11 protein-coding genes and 1 tRNA gene are annotated in these 16187 nt (G+C 49.8%); 3 read left to right on the top strand and 9 right to left on the bottom strand.

Annotation, left to right across the window (positions count from 1 at the left end):
• Window positions 1–12 precede the first annotated feature (12 nt).
• Entirely contained in the window at window positions 13–756 is a 744-nt protein-coding gene (locus DK846_RS14685; RefSeq protein ID WP_109969747.1) for a hypothetical protein, read from the top strand.
• 32 nt (window positions 757–788) lie between these two features.
• Here DK846_RS14685 and DK846_RS14680 read toward each other — a convergent pair whose 3' ends face one another.
• On the bottom strand, window positions 789–1106 hold the full coding sequence (locus DK846_RS14680) for a hypothetical protein (protein ID WP_109969746.1): 318 nt from the start codon (window positions 1104–1106) through the stop codon (window positions 789–791).
• Between the two features lie 556 nt (window positions 1107–1662).
• Here DK846_RS14680 and DK846_RS14670 point away from each other — a divergent pair.
• Complete coding sequence (locus tag DK846_RS14670) at window positions 1663–1848, top strand: hypothetical protein (RefSeq protein ID WP_109969744.1); 186 nt, start codon at window positions 1663–1665, stop codon at window positions 1846–1848.
• A gap of 29 nt (window positions 1849–1877) precedes the next feature.
• Here the strand turns inward: DK846_RS14670 and DK846_RS14665 are convergent.
• From DK846_RS14665 to DK846_RS14630, 8 genes are all read right to left on the bottom strand, one after another.
• A tRNA-Leu gene (locus tag DK846_RS14665) sits at window positions 1878–1960 on the bottom strand.
• Between the two features lie 93 nt (window positions 1961–2053).
• Window positions 2054–2962: a hypothetical protein gene (locus tag DK846_RS14660; RefSeq protein WP_109969743.1), complete on the bottom strand. Its 909-nt coding sequence runs from the start codon at window positions 2960–2962 to the stop codon at window positions 2054–2056.
• Window positions 2953–4182 (bottom strand): aminotransferase class V-fold PLP-dependent enzyme, encoded by a 1230-nt coding sequence (locus DK846_RS14655; RefSeq protein WP_109969742.1) that lies wholly within the window; start codon window positions 4180–4182, stop codon window positions 2953–2955. The genes DK846_RS14660 and DK846_RS14655 overlap by 10 nt, the downstream gene beginning before the upstream one ends.
• A gap of 66 nt (window positions 4183–4248) precedes the next feature.
• Entirely contained in the window at window positions 4249–8112 is a 3864-nt protein-coding gene (locus DK846_RS14650) for a DNA-directed DNA polymerase II large subunit (RefSeq protein WP_109969741.1), read from the bottom strand.
• Window positions 8113–8161: 49 nt separating this feature from the next.
• Entirely contained in the window at window positions 8162–9049 is an 888-nt protein-coding gene (locus tag DK846_RS14645; RefSeq protein ID WP_109969740.1) for a DnaJ domain-containing protein, read from the bottom strand.
• 96 nt (window positions 9050–9145) lie between these two features.
• Complete coding sequence (locus DK846_RS14640; protein WP_109969739.1) at window positions 9146–10309, bottom strand: aconitase X; 1164 nt, start codon at window positions 10307–10309, stop codon at window positions 9146–9148.
• The gene (locus tag DK846_RS14635) at window positions 10309–11550 is read right to left on the bottom strand and encodes a UbiD family decarboxylase (RefSeq protein WP_109969738.1); all 1242 of its coding nucleotides are present in this window, start codon (window positions 11548–11550) and stop codon (window positions 10309–10311) included. Before DK846_RS14635 ends, DK846_RS14640 begins: the two co-directional genes overlap by 1 nt.
• A complete protein-coding gene (locus DK846_RS14630; RefSeq protein ID WP_109969737.1) occupies window positions 11547–12098 on the bottom strand; it encodes a UbiX family flavin prenyltransferase in 552 nt (183 codons plus the stop codon). Before DK846_RS14630 ends, DK846_RS14635 begins: the two co-directional genes overlap by 4 nt.
• Window positions 12099–12559: 461 nt before the next feature.
• Between DK846_RS14630 and DK846_RS14625 the strand changes: the two genes are divergently transcribed.
• Window positions 12560–16180: a PKD domain-containing protein gene (locus DK846_RS14625; protein WP_181391806.1), complete on the top strand. Its 3621-nt coding sequence runs from the start codon at window positions 12560–12562 to the stop codon at window positions 16178–16180.
• Window positions 16181–16187: the final 7 nt, after the last annotated feature.

The following is a 16187-nucleotide window of genomic DNA, read 5'->3' as shown; positions in this document are numbered from 1 at the left end:
CTAATCCAGGGAATGGTGGCAGGGATTCCAGACTCCAACCTCCTAGCCGAGATCAGGAGTATTGTTCTTCACCGTGATGACCTGATCCTGGGACCCCTTGAATGGATCATGCTGACCGAGTTCCAGGAGCAGGCCTCATCTCTTATCCGGGTAATCCTCAAGGATAACCCGGACCTGCATATATCTGAGGGGATAGTCCCGGGAAAAATCCCGGATTTTCATAAGTTCAGGCCCGGTTGGCGGTATGACAGCTATGAGGATGATGAAGGCTGGGAAGAAGACCATGAACTTGAATCACTGCTTTCAGAAAGCCGGTATGATGAGGCGTTCGAGTTGGTATCGGGATATGTCCGTAACCATGTATTATTCGAGGATGTCGAAATTATCTTTGACATGGCCCTGAAATCCGGCCGGCTTGATGATATCGTATCCCTGCGTCATTTCATGGAGGAGGGAGAAAATCATGACGGGGTTCATCTCATCAGGGCATATGAGCGGCTGATGAATAGGGATGTAAAGGGATGCCTTGCTCTGATTGACCGGGCGGTGTCAGTCGGGTACCCTGAAGAGAATGCAATGATTCTCAGTGCAGCATACATGAATAAAGCGGGATTACCGAAACGGGCCGTTGGTATCTGTGAGAAACTTCTCAAAAAGCAGGCACTACCATTGGATGAAATAATCCCGGTCCTCGCTGCTGCATACCGCCTCCAGGGCCGTGAGCAGGAAGCAGCGGAACTGGAAAATACCCTGTGATTACAGGCTTAAAATAAGTCAGGTACTCTTTTTTAAATCGGGCCTTTCGGCCCGACAAGACCAATATCTTTCAGGAGGTGGTGATCTGTATATGACGAATCAGGCGATCGGACCGGAGTATCCGGACTCATGATGATGCTGGAAAAGCGGTTGAAAATTAATGCGGCGATTCCTTCTGCCCAGGTTTCCAGCATTGTCCGGGGAATCAACATCGTAGTTGGTGAGCGAGATACTGTCTGTACATGGTAGGTCTCCTTCCACAGACGATGCAAGACTGAAGAACTCCACCAGTCCTCTTTCGCTTGCAGCTTCGCTGCTCGCTCCCCACCCCGATGAGGATTCTGCCCCATATCCTGCCTAGGGTCCACGGTAAACCGGGTAATAACCGGATAGAAATAATCCTGACCTGTTCCGGGAACTCATTCTCATGCAGATTCCCAATCTTGGTGGTTCACCCTTTGAACCCATCTCTTCATGACCAGTACCAAACCCTTCTCGTTCTCTGTATAATCACAGGTCATGATGTGAGCGGAGCGATCACCTCCCTACGGAGGTAATATTTCTTCTGCGGGAATAGAGCGGAACATGTCTTCGGACGTATCTCGTTCTAAATGTAAAACAGGGGACCATATACCGTCAGATCCGGGTCATGGATCTATCCTGGCGGAACTTCAGAATTCACATATATGGTCACATGCCAGGATGTGATCACAAATCCCTACTCCATACATTCACATATTCCGTAGTATGTACTAAAATAATTATTATTACTAAGATATACTTCTTTAGAGACCGGTATAGCACTCATTTTCATGGTGGAATGTTCCGCATTCCTTCCGAAAAATTCCGATATGTCGCAGATGATTACAGAGCCGCGATGAAGAACCATCCAGGTGAGATACCTGAATGAATTATCCGAGCATTACAGACCTGAACAACAGGCCATCCTCCGTCAAGAACATGAGGACTGTTTCATGGTCAGGTCCTTTGCTCATCCGGGTTATCACCCGGAACCATGAGGAGGAGATCTACAAAGGGTTCTTTGTCACAAAGATCGATACCAAAGAGTACACAGACGTTGAATCCGGATAACAACATATGAACACGATTGGGCGGATTCATGCGGGGAAAGGGAGTCGAACCCCTGAACTCCTATGAGAAACGCTCTTGAGGCGTTCGCCGTTGACCACTTGGCTATCCCCGCACAAGAATAGGAATAGTGTGAATAGGTATCCACACCACGCTGACCCTAAACTGTTGTTCTGTGAAATATTAGTAAGTTACCCGTACGTGAGCCCTACTGGTGACACCCGCACCCGACACCGGGATCCTCAATTGCAACACTCATCTTTCCACCGGTCCGTTTCAGGTTCGATTCAGGATCAACAAGCCCATGATCGCCCCGTGGATCAATAATCAAAAAGAACGGGTAACTCTGCTGCGGGATATATCCGGGAACCGTAAAAGAAAGGCTCTCTTCTTTAGCTTCTCCTGATTTCATCGGGCTGATCACTGCATCCACCGGAATCAGTTCATTGCCGCCGAGAAAGGCATGCACCTCCACCTGGCCCGCAGAGGTATCATCAGCACCAAGGTTTCGTATTGTCACTCCCGGTTTAATCCCTGAACCAGGCTCTACCCGTACTGCCGTGTCAATACCAGATATTGTGTCTATTGCATATTTGGGACCAGTAGATGATGCACCACTTGCTGCAAGTTTCCCTGCCATATCATGACCGGCCTGACCCGGGGTTGAAACAACCACGGTGGATGATGCAGAAGTTCCTTTATCGCACGAGGATGGAAATGATGTCCCGGTCCCGTAGATCGCAGAGATTGTATACGTTCCCGGAGTCACATCAACAGGAACCGCTGATTCCATGTGAACTGTCCCGGGTTCAGCTCCCGAAGAGAGAGTCTTCCAGGTGAGGAGCTTTGCGTTCTTACAATCTCCATCCGGGGTATTGAACCACAAAGTAAGATACCCGTCCATACCCGCTGTTCCCGGAGAGAAGAGAATGTCAGTGGAGATATACCCCCCCTGCTCGGATGCTCCGGTAATTGAAAGGTTCACCGGGCCGGCCTGCGTAGGAGTGATGAATAATATACAGATGAGTACCAGAATACCTGGCACCAGAACGTACTTCATACGGTACTCTTCATTCTGACGTGTGATAATCTTCCCGGTTGCAGAAATCAGGGACACTTACTCTTTTCCCAGGGATCAGGTTCCGGGACATAATCAGGTTCAGAATCCGGATCCCATTCATCAAGCATTTCCCGAAGTGTGTCTGCGAGAATCATGACTTCCTCCTCTGTATTATAACAGGCAACCGACGCCCTGACGGTTCCCTGGTCGCAGAAAGATCGGGCATACGGTTCTGCACAGTGCATACCACTCCTCACACAGATTGCTGCCATATCATCAAGCCGGGTTGCAACAAGATCCGGGTGTAGACCCTGGACACCGAACGAGAGAACCGGAGTTCCTCTCGGGCTGAAGATATCAACCAGGCCAATCTCTTCCAGGGCATCAAATAGAGCAGTCCCCAGTGCCTCTTCATGATCGGCGATCGCTTCAGCGCCTAGTTCATCGACCAGTCTGATAGCAGGACCCATCCCGATAATTCCCGGAATGTTTGGTGTTCCTGGCTCAAGCCGTGCAGGAACAGGACGGAGTGTTACTTCCTCAAATGAGACTGAGGTGACTGTTCCGCCACCATACTGGCTTTCTGACAACGTTGCAGGATCCTCGGCATAGAGGGCACCAACTCCCTGTGGACCAAGGAGACCTTTATGCCCTGCTATAGCCAGGTAATCCATCTTGGTGATATCAACCGGAATATGTCCAACCGACTGTGCACCATCAACCACGATGACTGCACCGGCATCATGGACAATGTCAGCTATCTCGTCAACCGGCTGAATAGTCCCGGTGACATTTGACATCTGGGTGACTGCAACAACGCGGGTCTTTCCGGTGATCATATCACTCACAGAGTCGGGATCGACATATCCTCCTTCATGGGGGATGATACCAATCTTCACTCCCCGTTTCTTAAGCGCCATCCAGGGGAGAAGATTGGAGTGATGCTCAAGGGCAGTGCAGAGCACTTCATCGCCTTTCTTCCATGCAAGTCCCTGTGAAACAAGATTTATTGCCCCTGTGGTATTCCCGGTCCAGATGATCTGTTCAGGATAAGCTCCGAGAAATGTCGCAAGTTCTTCTCTGCTCTCCTCACACCTGATAGTTGTCTCTCTGGCAAGCCGGTGTGTGCCCCTCCCATAATTTCCGGCATACTCATAAAAGAAATCGCAGATAGCCTCAACTGACCGGACCGGAGTCTGGGTAGTTGCAGCGTTGTCAAGGTAGATGACCTCTTCAAGGACCGGGAACTCCTCTCTAAGAGCCGTGAGATCGTACATCTGATGTACGAGAATTAACCTGATACTATAAAGGAGTCTTGGGTAATAAACTGAAAACCCGGAAAATTACATGAAATCAGCAAGCCCGAGTTGCTCTATCTTCTCTTCGCCGAAGGTTGACTCGATGTTCATGTTGATAACCTCAACACGCTGCCTTGTATATTCGGAGATATTGAAATCCTCACAGATTTCCTGTGACATCTTCAGGTATTTCTTCACCGAACCCTCATGTACGGTCGGGATCACCGTTCCGCCACACCGGCACTTTCCTGAAAGAGGCATCCGGCGGTAACTGGTATTGCACTTTGTGCATCTGAACTTCTGTTTTGCAAATGCCCCAAGGTTCCCCTGAAGGTCACGGATGAAATGGGTCTGCAAAACCCGTTCAGCCACGTCATGCTCGTCAACCGCTTTGATCTTTTTTGCTAGTTCAAGTTCACAGTTGAGCTTGTCAACCATCGACTGGAGCTGAGTATACATAGTGTCAAGCGGGCCGGCTGAGATGTCAGAGGTATCATGGGTGAAGAAGAACCCCTCTATCTGATTCTCTTTCCCAAGCCGCTTCTCAACACGGTCGATTAAACCTTCAACATCCTTCGGGTGGGCATACTCGAGTGCCTTGAGGTACATTTCAAGCGGATATCCATCACAGACATCCAGGTTATGACTCTCCTTGTCGATCTCAGTCGGGTCGATCCTGCTGCTGAGCACGAGCGGAGCGTCCATTGATCCACCACGGGTCTCGGGAAGGAATGCCCGGGAGAAGTTGATCAGCCCGTCAAGCAGGAGCATGACACAATCCTCATCACCATCACACTGCCCGGTGAAGATACCATTCGCCACAACGTTGTGATCCCGATCTACAGTTAGACAGTAGACCCTTTCGTCAGGAGACTGGACATAATCGATCGTGGCAATGCGGTCAGATATGACCACACCACCTTCCCAGATAGGGACTGCATCTCCTACCTTCACCTCCAGGGCACGGATCTTTCGCAGGTAATCAACATCCCAGACAAGCATCGCATGGTCGGGTGTGACTATGAGTTCTTTTCCCCGTGCAGTTACGAATTTAATCAGGTTCTGTGGAGACCGGTGCACCGAGATTGAAGTTACTTTGCGAATATGGGGCATACCCGAGGTGTCTATACTTCTGGCATAGGCAGGCCGGGTCGGATCTGCGTAAAAAGTCCCGATACTGTCAACACCGGCCTGTGAGAGATCGAGCCGTTCAAGTACGAACTGTCGGATCGGAACGGCATGGATCCCGGTCTCATCCCCGATCTCTATCAGGGTATCGCCAAAGAAGCAGTTCCGCCGTTTTGCTGCATGGAAGAAGGGATGCCCATACCCGACATTTGCCTTTGAAAATCCAATCAGGCGGACAAGCACTCCTGCACTCGTATGGGGAGCAAGTCCGATTATGAGATGGCCGATGAGGTCGCTCCTCTTCTCACAGTTGTAAAACGGTTCAAGACCATACACCTTCACGAGCAGCTGGTCTATGAACTTGGTGCAGGCAAGCAGGTAGTCTCCGCATCCTTCAGGAACCAGGATATCCTGGGGAGGGAGCTCCAGGATCTGCTCCCGGTCAGTCAGTTCCCTGCCATAGATGTCATGGGTATACCCTATCTCAACCAGCCGTTCGACCGGGACACTGATCTCACGAGGGCGGAAATGAGTCAGAGGCATATCGATAATATCAAACCTTACCGTGCCATCCTTGAAGACAAAGAGTTCGTTGAGGGATCTGAGGACTCCTTTCTCAAGTAGTTCAACAGGCTTGAGTCTTGAGACCAGGCCTTTGACGCCTTTCACCAGATCTCCAACCTGCTCTCTGACCCCGAGATTTTCGAGTGCCTTCAGGTACTGTTGCTTGACATTGATCGTGTATTCACGAACACAGGTTCCGGGGACCCCGCACTGTGGACAGGTTCCCTCTCCCACTTCAATGCCACAGCGGGGACAGGCAATCACCGGGATAGTATGTGCTCCGCAACTGCACTTGTTCAGATAGGTCTCGGTCCTGCAGGCAGGACAACGACGAACTCCCATCTCAAGCTGAAGGATTCCCCCGTCAGTATTTGCCTTGTAGGTGTGCTTTCCAGCCTCCTGAAGAGAACGCCTTGAGCCTCCCCCTTCACCGACCGGGAAGAGTACATGGGGAGCAGGTTTCATCTCACGCGGCTTTGATTTGCCAGGCCGTCCCATTCGTCCCCCTATCCGTGTACCTGCCTTTGACCTGAGTCTGAGTCCGGAGAGATGCATAACGAGATCAAGGCTGACACCGGGAATCTCTCCTTCCCAGGAGGGTGTCATGGAGAGGTTCTCATCAAGCCCGAGACATCTGCAGAAGAGATATGCCGGTCCTATCAGAAACATCTCGTCGCGGACAAGATGCGGACAGAGGATATTCTCAAGGATCTCCTTGATGGCATGATCCTGGGGAATCTTCAGGGTATTATCAGCGAGTGATCCGTGTTTGTTTATGTATTCGGCAAGTTCCCTGATCTCCTCCGGCTTTGCATCATCCCAGAGGAGAGTAAAGTCAGGATGGAGATATGCTCCAGCCTCGCAACAGGAGAGAGCCTCCTCCTCGCTTGTGGGATGACCAACCCCACCTTCCAGGTGCCACCATGCCTCACAGTAGGCACATGGGACAAGAACATGGTTATTCTCCATGAACTCGCCGTAGCTGAGAAGAATCTCTCCCACATCAAGGATTGAAGCAACCTGCGGGGAAATTTCACGTGCCTGCTTAGCATCATCAATCCTGAGCACATCCCCGTTGATCAGCCTGACGGTGGGCCCCTGGATAGAGTCAACCGGTGAAATACCAGCGGCTTTTCCAGGCCGTTCAGTCTTCATCTGTGTTCCGACTGCAAGAAAATCCCCGAGGATGTGAAGAGTTGCAGGGTGAAGCCCACCGGCTGCAAGACCGGTGTTTCGCGATCTCCCGTACACCAGCCTGAATCCTCCTTTTCGCATCGGGTATGCAAAGACCGGCCTTCCACCGATAAGATCACGGAGAAACTTGTCTTTTGGATGGATACCAACCTCTTTCTCCTCGTGATCAGACCCTGAAGGAGTAGTGGACTGCATCAGGTTTTCGAGCCAGTCCCACCCACTCATCTTCATCTTCTTCACATTACGCATCACTTTGGGAGCTTTCAGGATAAGCCCCTCAGCAATGACAAGAGCCATTCCACCCCTGACCGTGTTTGTCTCAACACGCTCTAGGTTGCGGTACCCCGAGACCTCCTCCCGCTCTGTTGGTTCCCCATCGATACAGACCGGACAGTTCTGAATGATCATTCTGATCTCTTCAGGAGACGGGAGGTACTGCAGGCTCATGATCGAGTTGTACTGCCTTATCTCCTCGACATACCGCTCAACCTCTTCAGGCCGTGGGATGTACCGGTTAAGTCCGAGCAGACTCCTGACATAATCACCTACAAGAACAGAGAGTGCCTGTGCCGTTCCACCAGCACTCCGGATAGGACCGGCATAATAGATCGAGAGATACTCGGTCCCGTCATCATTCTTTTTTATTGCAACCTTGGCGATCCCTTCGATAGGTGCAGACACCACACCCTCGGTTACCAGGGCCATTGAGGTTCGTATTGTATGATCCAGGATCTGTTCGTTGTCTGTCTCGCCGAACTTTCGTGTTGCAAACACATCACCGATCTTGAGGGATGCCTCCTCACGTGACATCCGGGACTCAAGGTCACGGATACATGCCGCGACTCCTTTGATCCCCACCTGTGCTTCAACACGGTCTGCGAGATCGTTTGCTATCGGGATCTCTACGACCGTTTCAGGATCTATCCCTACCTTCCTGGCTTGTCCCGCAACTTCCATCGCCCTCGCTAATCCGGCATTCAGGCGATCATAGTACTTCTGCATGTGAGGAGAGATGTCAGCCATGGCTCTTCGCTTTATAGAGATATGACCGGATTCTATATGGCATGAAGTATCAGGCAGAGGGACTCGGACTCTGCTGTCCGGGCTGGGAGTTTGCTTCACGCAGCAGGTCGCTCATAGAAGCATCCCAATGGCCTGATTCCTGTGCCCGGTTCAAAACACTGATGGCTGAATTCCTGTCATTCAGTTTCAGGTATGCTTCAGCAATCGCCTTTGTCACTGCAGTATCTTCAGGGTTCCTGTCAGGGATCTTTGAAAAAGACCTGATTGCATCACGATAGTATCCCTCGGCACCCGGCTGGCCCAGTTTTGTGAGGGCATCCCCTTTCTTTAGTTCTGCAATCCCTTTCGCCCGCCAGGCCTCGTAAAACGTCGGAAGTTTTGCAGTTGCATCACGGTAACTGTCGATTGCCTTCTGAAACTCCTCCTGCTGCATCCACTTGTTTCCTTCATTGAGGGAATTTCGTGCATCAGTGCTGTTCACTCCATTAATCCAGGGGATCAAAAAGAGCTGGGCCAATATGAGTACAGCCATGAGGAGGGTCAGATAAAAAAGAACAACCTGAACAATTCTTGGGATGGTACTTTCAGGCGGTTTTGGTGGTTCTTCGTCAACCGGTCGCCTATACGATCCATGGTGTTGATGAGAGTGATACCAGGTATGAGGATCACGATACCGCTGTCTTCCCTGGTGATATTTACTATACAGAGATCCTTCGGCAACAACCAGGCTTGCATCATATGCTTCCCTTTTTTTGGGATCCTTGAGGACCTGGTACGCCTCGTTTACAACTTTAAAGAGTTCATCAGCATCAGGGCTTTCACAGACATCAGGATGAAGTATCTTTGCAAGTTTGCGGTACGCTGTTGTAATATCCTGGAGAGATGCATCTGGATGGAGATTCAGGATATCGTAATAGGTCTCTCCCTCCTGATTCATCACGTATACCTGATCTTGGTATAAGCATATCTGACGCCAGGATAATAAACTGCACCGGCCAGAACTCAATGCCCAAGAAAAGGGTAATTGCCAGGTCTATCGGCAGGCCGCAGAGAGACAGTCATCAAGTGTCCCAATGACAGAGGCTGCACCGCACATATTTGGGACATATGAAAGTGCCTTTCCGCTCGAGACCATGATGGTCTTATATTGTTCAAGTGCAGGAGAGACAACCATGCAGGTATCTGCATACACCTTCGCACCGCTCTTCTCAATGGTCCCCACCGCCTTTGCGGATCGTGTGATGACATCACGGGCAGCAAAAACATAAAGCGGTTTTTTCACCCTGCACCCCTGTAGTTTTTCCGCTATCTTTGTGAGTTCTTCATCTGAACAGTGTGGACAGCCGATGGCAACAGCATCCGGTTCAGCTGATGAATACACATCTGCAACTTCTGATGCAGTGATGGTTATCGATTCCAGGGATGTAGTATCAAACTTGAACACCCGGGCTTCAGGAGTGATATCCTGGACGTGATACAGGGCTGTAGCCCCGGTTGCTGCCATTGCTGCTCCCAGGTTTTTGAGTTGATCACGTGAGGGTCTGATTCCTGTAAATATTGGCACCCGGTTTCCTGCAATCTTTCCGGCAAGATACCCGAGGGCACCATACCAGGACTCATCAGTCTTTTCAGGAGCACCTTCTACATGAAAGGTAAACACCGGGGTCCGGTTTTCAACAAGGTGCAGACCATACGCGGGAGTTCTTCCAAGAATTGCAGCTGCAAGAGCAGAAGGGCCTCCTTCCCGGTTAGTCCGTGCTCCGATGACAGAGTTTGCATACGCAACCGCTGATGATTCAGACCAGGCGAGATGATCACCATACTCTGTGATTGTCAGGTAGTAGGGTGTGCAGGTACATTCAAGCCTGATACCAAGCCGTTCGTAGGCTGCAATCACATCAAGTTGGTTTTTGGCAAAGACAGGATCGATATCCATCTCTTTCCACCTGATCCGGTCCATACCAACAGGGTTGAGGATTGCAGGAACACTGGCTTTGGCATCAAGACTCGAGAGCCATTCAAGTCCCCATCTGCCAATCGTCTTGTATGATGCACCTGACACCTGGGCGCTGCGGATGGGAACCATCTTCTCTGCCTCAAAGACCTTTCCCATCGCAACCAGGATCTCCATCAGCTGCTGGCGGGTTGGTCCCTCTTCGCCCGCAAGGACTGCCTCTTCTTCAGCGGTCAGAAACATTACTGCTCCCAGGTTGCCCTGATAAACTCATCTTCCCTGCCCATCTCCATGGTGGCGTCAATTCCCATCTTGACATTGAGACCGTCGCCAATCCTTGTCGGGTCAAGTGAAGAACCCCTGATACCTGAGATTATAATTGTATCAGTATCAGCCCTCACCCGGGTTGCAATGGCATACTCAACATCCAGAGGATCAGACGGGTTGATATCCTCGTCTACGATGACCACATGCTTGAGTGATGTATGTGCCGCAAAAGCTGCCAGTATTGCATTCTTCCCGTCTCCCTGGGTTCGTTTTCTGATCTGGACAACTGCATGAAGGTATCCGCAGCCACCTTTTGTAAGCACCACATCGGTAACTCCGGTCACTCCTGCTACAGCTTTATAGATCAGTGGTTCATATGGAGCACCCATCAGGATTTTATGTTCATCACCACCGGGAAGAATCCCGTGGTAGATCGGATCAGGTTTCATGTACATCCCGGTGATCCTGATCACCGGCTGGGTCCGGACCGGATCATAGGTTCCGGTGATGTCAACAAACGGTCCCTCCTTAGCAGTCTCGCTGCCGATGAACCCTTCAAGGATGATCTCTGCATCAGGAACACGGACTCCGTTACTGAGAGTCTTTACTTTAATCTCACCACCGAGTAGTTCTGCAGCAAAAGGCATTTCCATCCCGACCGGGACCCTGCTGCAGCTTGCAAACATAACCAGGGGATGGAGTCCTATCGCAATCGCAACCGGAAGCTCCGTTCCGTCTGCCAGGGCCTGCTTCAGCATAGTGTGGGTATGCCTTCCCTCAACAAGCCGTGCAACCAGTTTGTCTTTCCCGGACTGAAGCATCCGGTGTACTGATGCATTTTCTACCCCGTTGTACCGGGAGAAGACCACTCCTGCACAGACGTACCTTCCTGCATCCAGAGGGTAATGCTTCATGATTGGGATCTGGTCAAGATCCGGTTTTAAGCATGAGATGGTCCCGTCTTCAACAACTCTTCCATCATACCGGCAGGCTGCCAGATGGGGAACCATCTTATCGGCACTCACCCCGAGAGCCAGGGCAAGGGCCTCTCTGCTTGCGGTGACATTCATCACTGCCTTCTTTCCGTCAAGATTGTGGAAGAAAAGAAGTTTGTCTGTTCCAAACGATCGCTTCGGTGCTTCAAACTCAGAGGAGACAGGTTCATGAATGTCAATGACCAGGCCTTTGTTCCTCATCAGATCAATACAGGTTCTCATTCGTATCCACTCCATCTGCTTGTTATCTCGATCTCAACACCGAGATGATCAATAATCCGGGAGACAACGGCGTCCACCAGATCTTCTATGGTAACCGGTCTGCTGTAAAAAGGCGGGCTTGCTACCATGATAGTCGCTCCTGCATCATGGGCAGTAAGCATATTGGTGATATGTATCCGGGAGAGCGGATTCTCCCTGAGCAGGAGAATACAAGGTCTGCGTTCCTTCAGGGTGACATCAGCTGCACGCGTCACCAGGTTTGGGGTTATTCCATTTGCCACCGAGGCAAGGGTCTTCATACTACACGGAACGATGACCATACCATCATGTCTGAACGATCCACTTGCAATTGGTGCAGCAAGATCATCAAACCGGTGGAGAGTGACAGGAAACCCGGAGAGAGAGACCCCCTCATGGGCAGCGATCTCTCCTGCCACCGGGCTGACTACAAGATGAACCTCGGCAACCGGTGAGAGATGATGCAAAAGCCGGGATGCATAGATCATGCCACTTGCCCCCGACACCCCGATAACAAATTTTCTGGTCATATCTGAACCATGCAGCAGCCATTGTCAGAGTTAGTCACCCTAATCCCATGGCAGGTGGCCGCCCGTACTTATCGTTTAGTACCAATGCATGAAATACGCACCTGAAATATAGAAGTTCTTATTATCAATGAAAATGAGGCATAGAAAAAAATCGGGAATTTTTTATAATCGCATCTCACATTCCACGCATTAATAGAATCACCAGAACCCTTCATGAGTCGCGCATATCCTGCGCACCAGGGGGGGTTAGGGAAATAAACCCCATTTCCGATTTATCGCCTTAATAATATTCACAAGATTAAGAATAATTCCATACGAGCGCTAAATTAACATTAAAGCGAGATTCAGGCTTCGATTAGGAGTGATAGTATTTTATAGAGCTTAGCGTAAAGATTAGCACATATATCTAGTGATCAGTCCACCTGGCCATTACCTAGTGGACTATGCGGATGGGAGGAGTAATGATGAAGATTTGGAGATATCTGCCCTATATGACGGTGATTCTTCTCTGTCTCTGCGGGACCGCAGTGATAGCAGAGTTGACACTCACCACCGGAACACCGGCCGTACAGTCCGACACGGTTAATCCGGCAGCACAGAGCGATGCCAGTGGCATATCAATTATGGCTGCGGCATCAGATCCTGATGCATACACTCTGAAGAACACACTAACACTTGGATCTGTTCAGTATATCCTCACGAGAGACCAGTGCGGAGGATCAAAGAAACAGATCACAACCGGCAAGCTGAAACGTGTTCATCCAAAGGTCTATGACAATGGGGTCGTGTACGAGGAATGGAATGCGGGATCATCCCAGGTAGGGAAGTATGATTTCAGCACCGGATCATCGGGGATCGTAAATCCGTCAAGTCAGCAGCAGACGTACCCTGACGGATCAAACCGAATGATAGCCTATGAACAGGATGCATCCCCTGGCACTTCGATAAAGAATATCTTCGTGTATGATACTCAGAGTCAGACTTCTTTCCAGGTCTCACCGAGTACATCTAACCAGAATCAGCCTGCAATTTCAGGGAGATATGTCGTCTGGCAGGACTGGAGTTCAGGGAATGCAGACATTGCTCTTGCAGATCTCAACAGCCGTAAGGTTGATCTGAACAGTGGGAAATACGACGTAAACAGCAACAAGGTAAACCTGATCTGTAATGATCTCGGAGATCAGAGCAAGCCCGATATATCAGGAAATTATGTCGTGTGGGAAGACTGGAGAAATGGAAATGCTGATGTCTATATGTATGATATCAGTGCCGAAAAGGAATACCAACTGACATCAGACAGTTCAGATCAGAAGAATCCAAAGATCAGCGGAAATATTGTTGTCTGGGAAGATACCCGCAATGGCGGATCCGATATCTACGGAATGGATCTGAGAAATCTGCATGAAGTCCGCCTTTCAGGTACAGGAAATGCATATAGTCCGGATGTTTCAGGTGTTCTCGTTGCCTGGGAGGATCGCTCAGGAAGTAACGCAGATATCATGCTCCTCGACCTGATCACCGGAAGAATATACAACCTCGGCAACGATCAGTTTGATCAGAAAGCACCATCCATATACGGGGATTACGTTGCCTGGGAAGATTACAGTTCAGGCAACCCGAACATTTACGTCATGCAACTGAGTGGCTCGGGAATCAGTACAGGAACCGGACGGACACCCAGTGGAAATTACTACTTTTACGGTGCTGCTTATCGTGCAGGAAATCCGATACCCCTTGGATCGACAATTACTGCAATGGTTGATGGTGAAAGTACTGCCAGATCCAGTTTCACCCTTGACAAGGATGGGGCATATGGATCAAAGGACGGAAAATACTTTAATATCCCGATTTACTCCGACGATGTAGGAAAGAAACTCACGTTTTACGTTGATGGAGCACCCGCTGATAACTCCATCGTAATAACGACAGCCGGGGGAACCCAGATGCTGGATCTAAACGTTTCTGGTACTACCAGTATCATATCCAGCCCTGTTCAGGGAACACAGACTGGTAAGTACCAATTTTATGGGGCCATAACCAACGCAGGAACTGCGATCCCCGTTGGATCAACAATCACGGCTATGGTTGAGGGGTCAACTGATGTCCGTGGCAGTTTCACCGTTGACAAAGACGGAGCATACGGGGCACAGGGCAGCAAATACTTTGATGTTCCGGTTTACTCAGGTGATGTTGGAAAGAAACTCACATTCTACGTAGACGGTGTACCGATCGATCAGACGCTGGTAATTGGAAAAGATGGGGGAATCCAGTCACTGGATCTGAGTTCATCGTATGGTTCGAGAGTGAACAGTTACCAGTTTTCAGGTAATGCAAAGTTGAACTCACAGAATGCTCCAAGTGGAACTACCCTGTATGCATTGATTGACGGAAGAGTCAGAGGGCAAGCTTCAGTGTATACAACAGGCCAGTACTCAGGGCTTAATGTCCCTGTCTACTCACCCGATGTAGGGAAGTATATCACATTCGCTGCAACATACAACGGAATTACCTACTCCTCAGGCCAGCAGGTTCAGGTCAGTTCACGTAGTAGTGGAGGAGTGGGCCTGATGTCAGTCGGAACTGTATCTGCAGAGTCGGTGATATCACAGAATCTTGATCTCTCGTTTACATCATCCTCATCCACCCTGAATCAGTATGTTCTGAGTGGAACTGCCTTAATCGGGAACCAATATGCCTCGAGCGGAACAATCATCACTGCTCTTGTGGGCAACGTTGGCAGAGCACAGACAACTGTAAGTTCACCGGGTCAGTATTCAGGCCTAACCGTCCCAATATACTCATCAGATGCAGGTCAGTACATGACCTTCACGGCATCATACAATGGGGCCACGTATACAACATCCCAGCAGTACCTGGTCGGAAGTACTGGGACAAGCACAGGCACAAACACCGGAACTGGAGGCGTTAGCCTCATGTCTCTTGGATCCACCGGCGGGGTATCAGCAGAAGGAACAATAACCCAGCGCCTGGATCTGACATTCAGTTCCTCTTCCTCTCCATCCCAATCCAAGTACTGCTTCTATGGTATGGCTACCATTGGAGGTTCCCCTCTTGATAACGGACGGATCATCTATGCTGTTGTCGACGGCCAGGCACGTGGCCAGATAACAGTAAGCTCTGCCGGGCAGTATGGTTCTGCAAACGGTCCGTACCTTGAGGTTCCAATCTACCAGGGTGATGTAGGTAAGAAGATCAGTTTCCAGACCGATACAGGATCTGAAGCAGACCAGACACAGTTAATTGTGAACGGTCTCATTCTGCCAAAAAATCTAAATTTCTCAACTCAACCAGTTGGTTACGTTGAGTTTACAGCAACTCCGGTACAGGGAAGCGCTCCACTTTCAGTAAAATTCCTTGACAAATCAACAGGGAATCCAAAATCACACTACTGGGACTTTGGCGACGGGACAACATCCACTGACTCCAATCCTGTTCATGTCTACCAGCATGATGGACTGTACTCTGTTGGTGAGGTGGTCGGATACTGGAATGGACAGTCCAAGACAGCAGTCAAGCAGAATTATATCGCAGTCGGGGCAGTCACTCCTCCAAGTGCACAGATCGGACTGAACCCGGGATGGAACTTTATATCCACCCCGAAGATGCTTGTTGACGGAATGAACAGTGCAAAAGGAGTATTCGGAAGAATAGACGTAGGTGGACACAGTATCTTCAGTTACAACCCACGTGCAAAAACCTGGAGCACAGTAACTGCCGATATGACCATCAAGCCGCTTGATGCGTTCTGGATCTATTCAACCAAGAAGGATGCACTAAACCTATACTTTGCTGATGATGCACTGCAGATTCCGCAGACTAAAAAACTGGTCAAAGGATGGAACACCTTTGGTGTTACTAACCTCAACACAATATCAGCATACAACACCCTTCTGTCGATCAGGGATAAGTGGGTATATGTTATCGGATATGACTCTGCATCCCAGAGATTCCAGAATACGATTATGAATGTCCCAGACAGTTCCCAGGGATCACTCTATCCGGGATATGGATACTGGATCTACATGAGTGATGATGGAGATCTGGCTGCAGCAGGTATCTGAACACCTG

The sequence above is a fragment of the Methanospirillum lacunae genome (genome assembly GCF_003173355.1).
GTDB classification, from domain to species: Archaea; Halobacteriota; Methanomicrobia; order Methanomicrobiales; family Methanospirillaceae; genus Methanospirillum; species Methanospirillum lacunae.
The sequence above is the reverse complement of the archived record's forward strand: the minus strand, read 5'-3'. Positions and strand labels throughout refer to the sequence as shown.

What these genes read in the sequence shown, in the direction of transcription:
- DK846_RS14685 (WP_109969747.1), top strand. Translation starts at nt 13, where the DNA reads ATGGTGGCAGGGATTCCAGACTCCAACCTCCTAGCCGAGATCAGGAGT.
- DK846_RS14680 (WP_109969746.1), bottom strand. Translation starts at nt 1,106, where the DNA reads ATGGGGCAGAATCCTCATCGGGGTGGGGAGCGAGCAGCGAAGCTGCAA.
- DK846_RS14670 (WP_109969744.1), top strand. Translation starts at nt 1,663, where the DNA reads ATGAATTATCCGAGCATTACAGACCTGAACAACAGGCCATCCTCCGTC.
- DK846_RS14655 (WP_109969742.1), bottom strand. Translation starts at nt 4,182, where the DNA reads ATGTACGATCTCACGGCTCTTAGAGAGGAGTTCCCGGTCCTTGAAGAG.
- DK846_RS14650 (WP_109969741.1), bottom strand. Translation starts at nt 8,112, where the DNA reads ATGGCTGACATCTCTCCTCACATGCAGAAGTACTATGATCGCCTGAAT.
- DK846_RS14645 (WP_109969740.1), bottom strand. Translation starts at nt 9,049, where the DNA reads ATGAATCAGGAGGGAGAGACCTATTACGATATCCTGAATCTCCATCCA.
- DK846_RS14640 (WP_109969739.1), bottom strand. Translation starts at nt 10,309, where the DNA reads ATGTTTCTGACCGCTGAAGAAGAGGCAGTCCTTGCGGGCGAAGAGGGA.
- DK846_RS14635 (WP_109969738.1), bottom strand. Translation starts at nt 11,550, where the DNA reads ATGAGAACCTGTATTGATCTGATGAGGAACAAAGGCCTGGTCATTGAC.
- DK846_RS14630 (WP_109969737.1), bottom strand. Translation starts at nt 12,098, where the DNA reads ATGACCAGAAAATTTGTTATCGGGGTGTCGGGGGCAAGTGGCATGATC.
- DK846_RS14625 (WP_181391806.1), top strand. Translation starts at nt 12,560, where the DNA reads ATGATGAAGATTTGGAGATATCTGCCCTATATGACGGTGATTCTTCTC.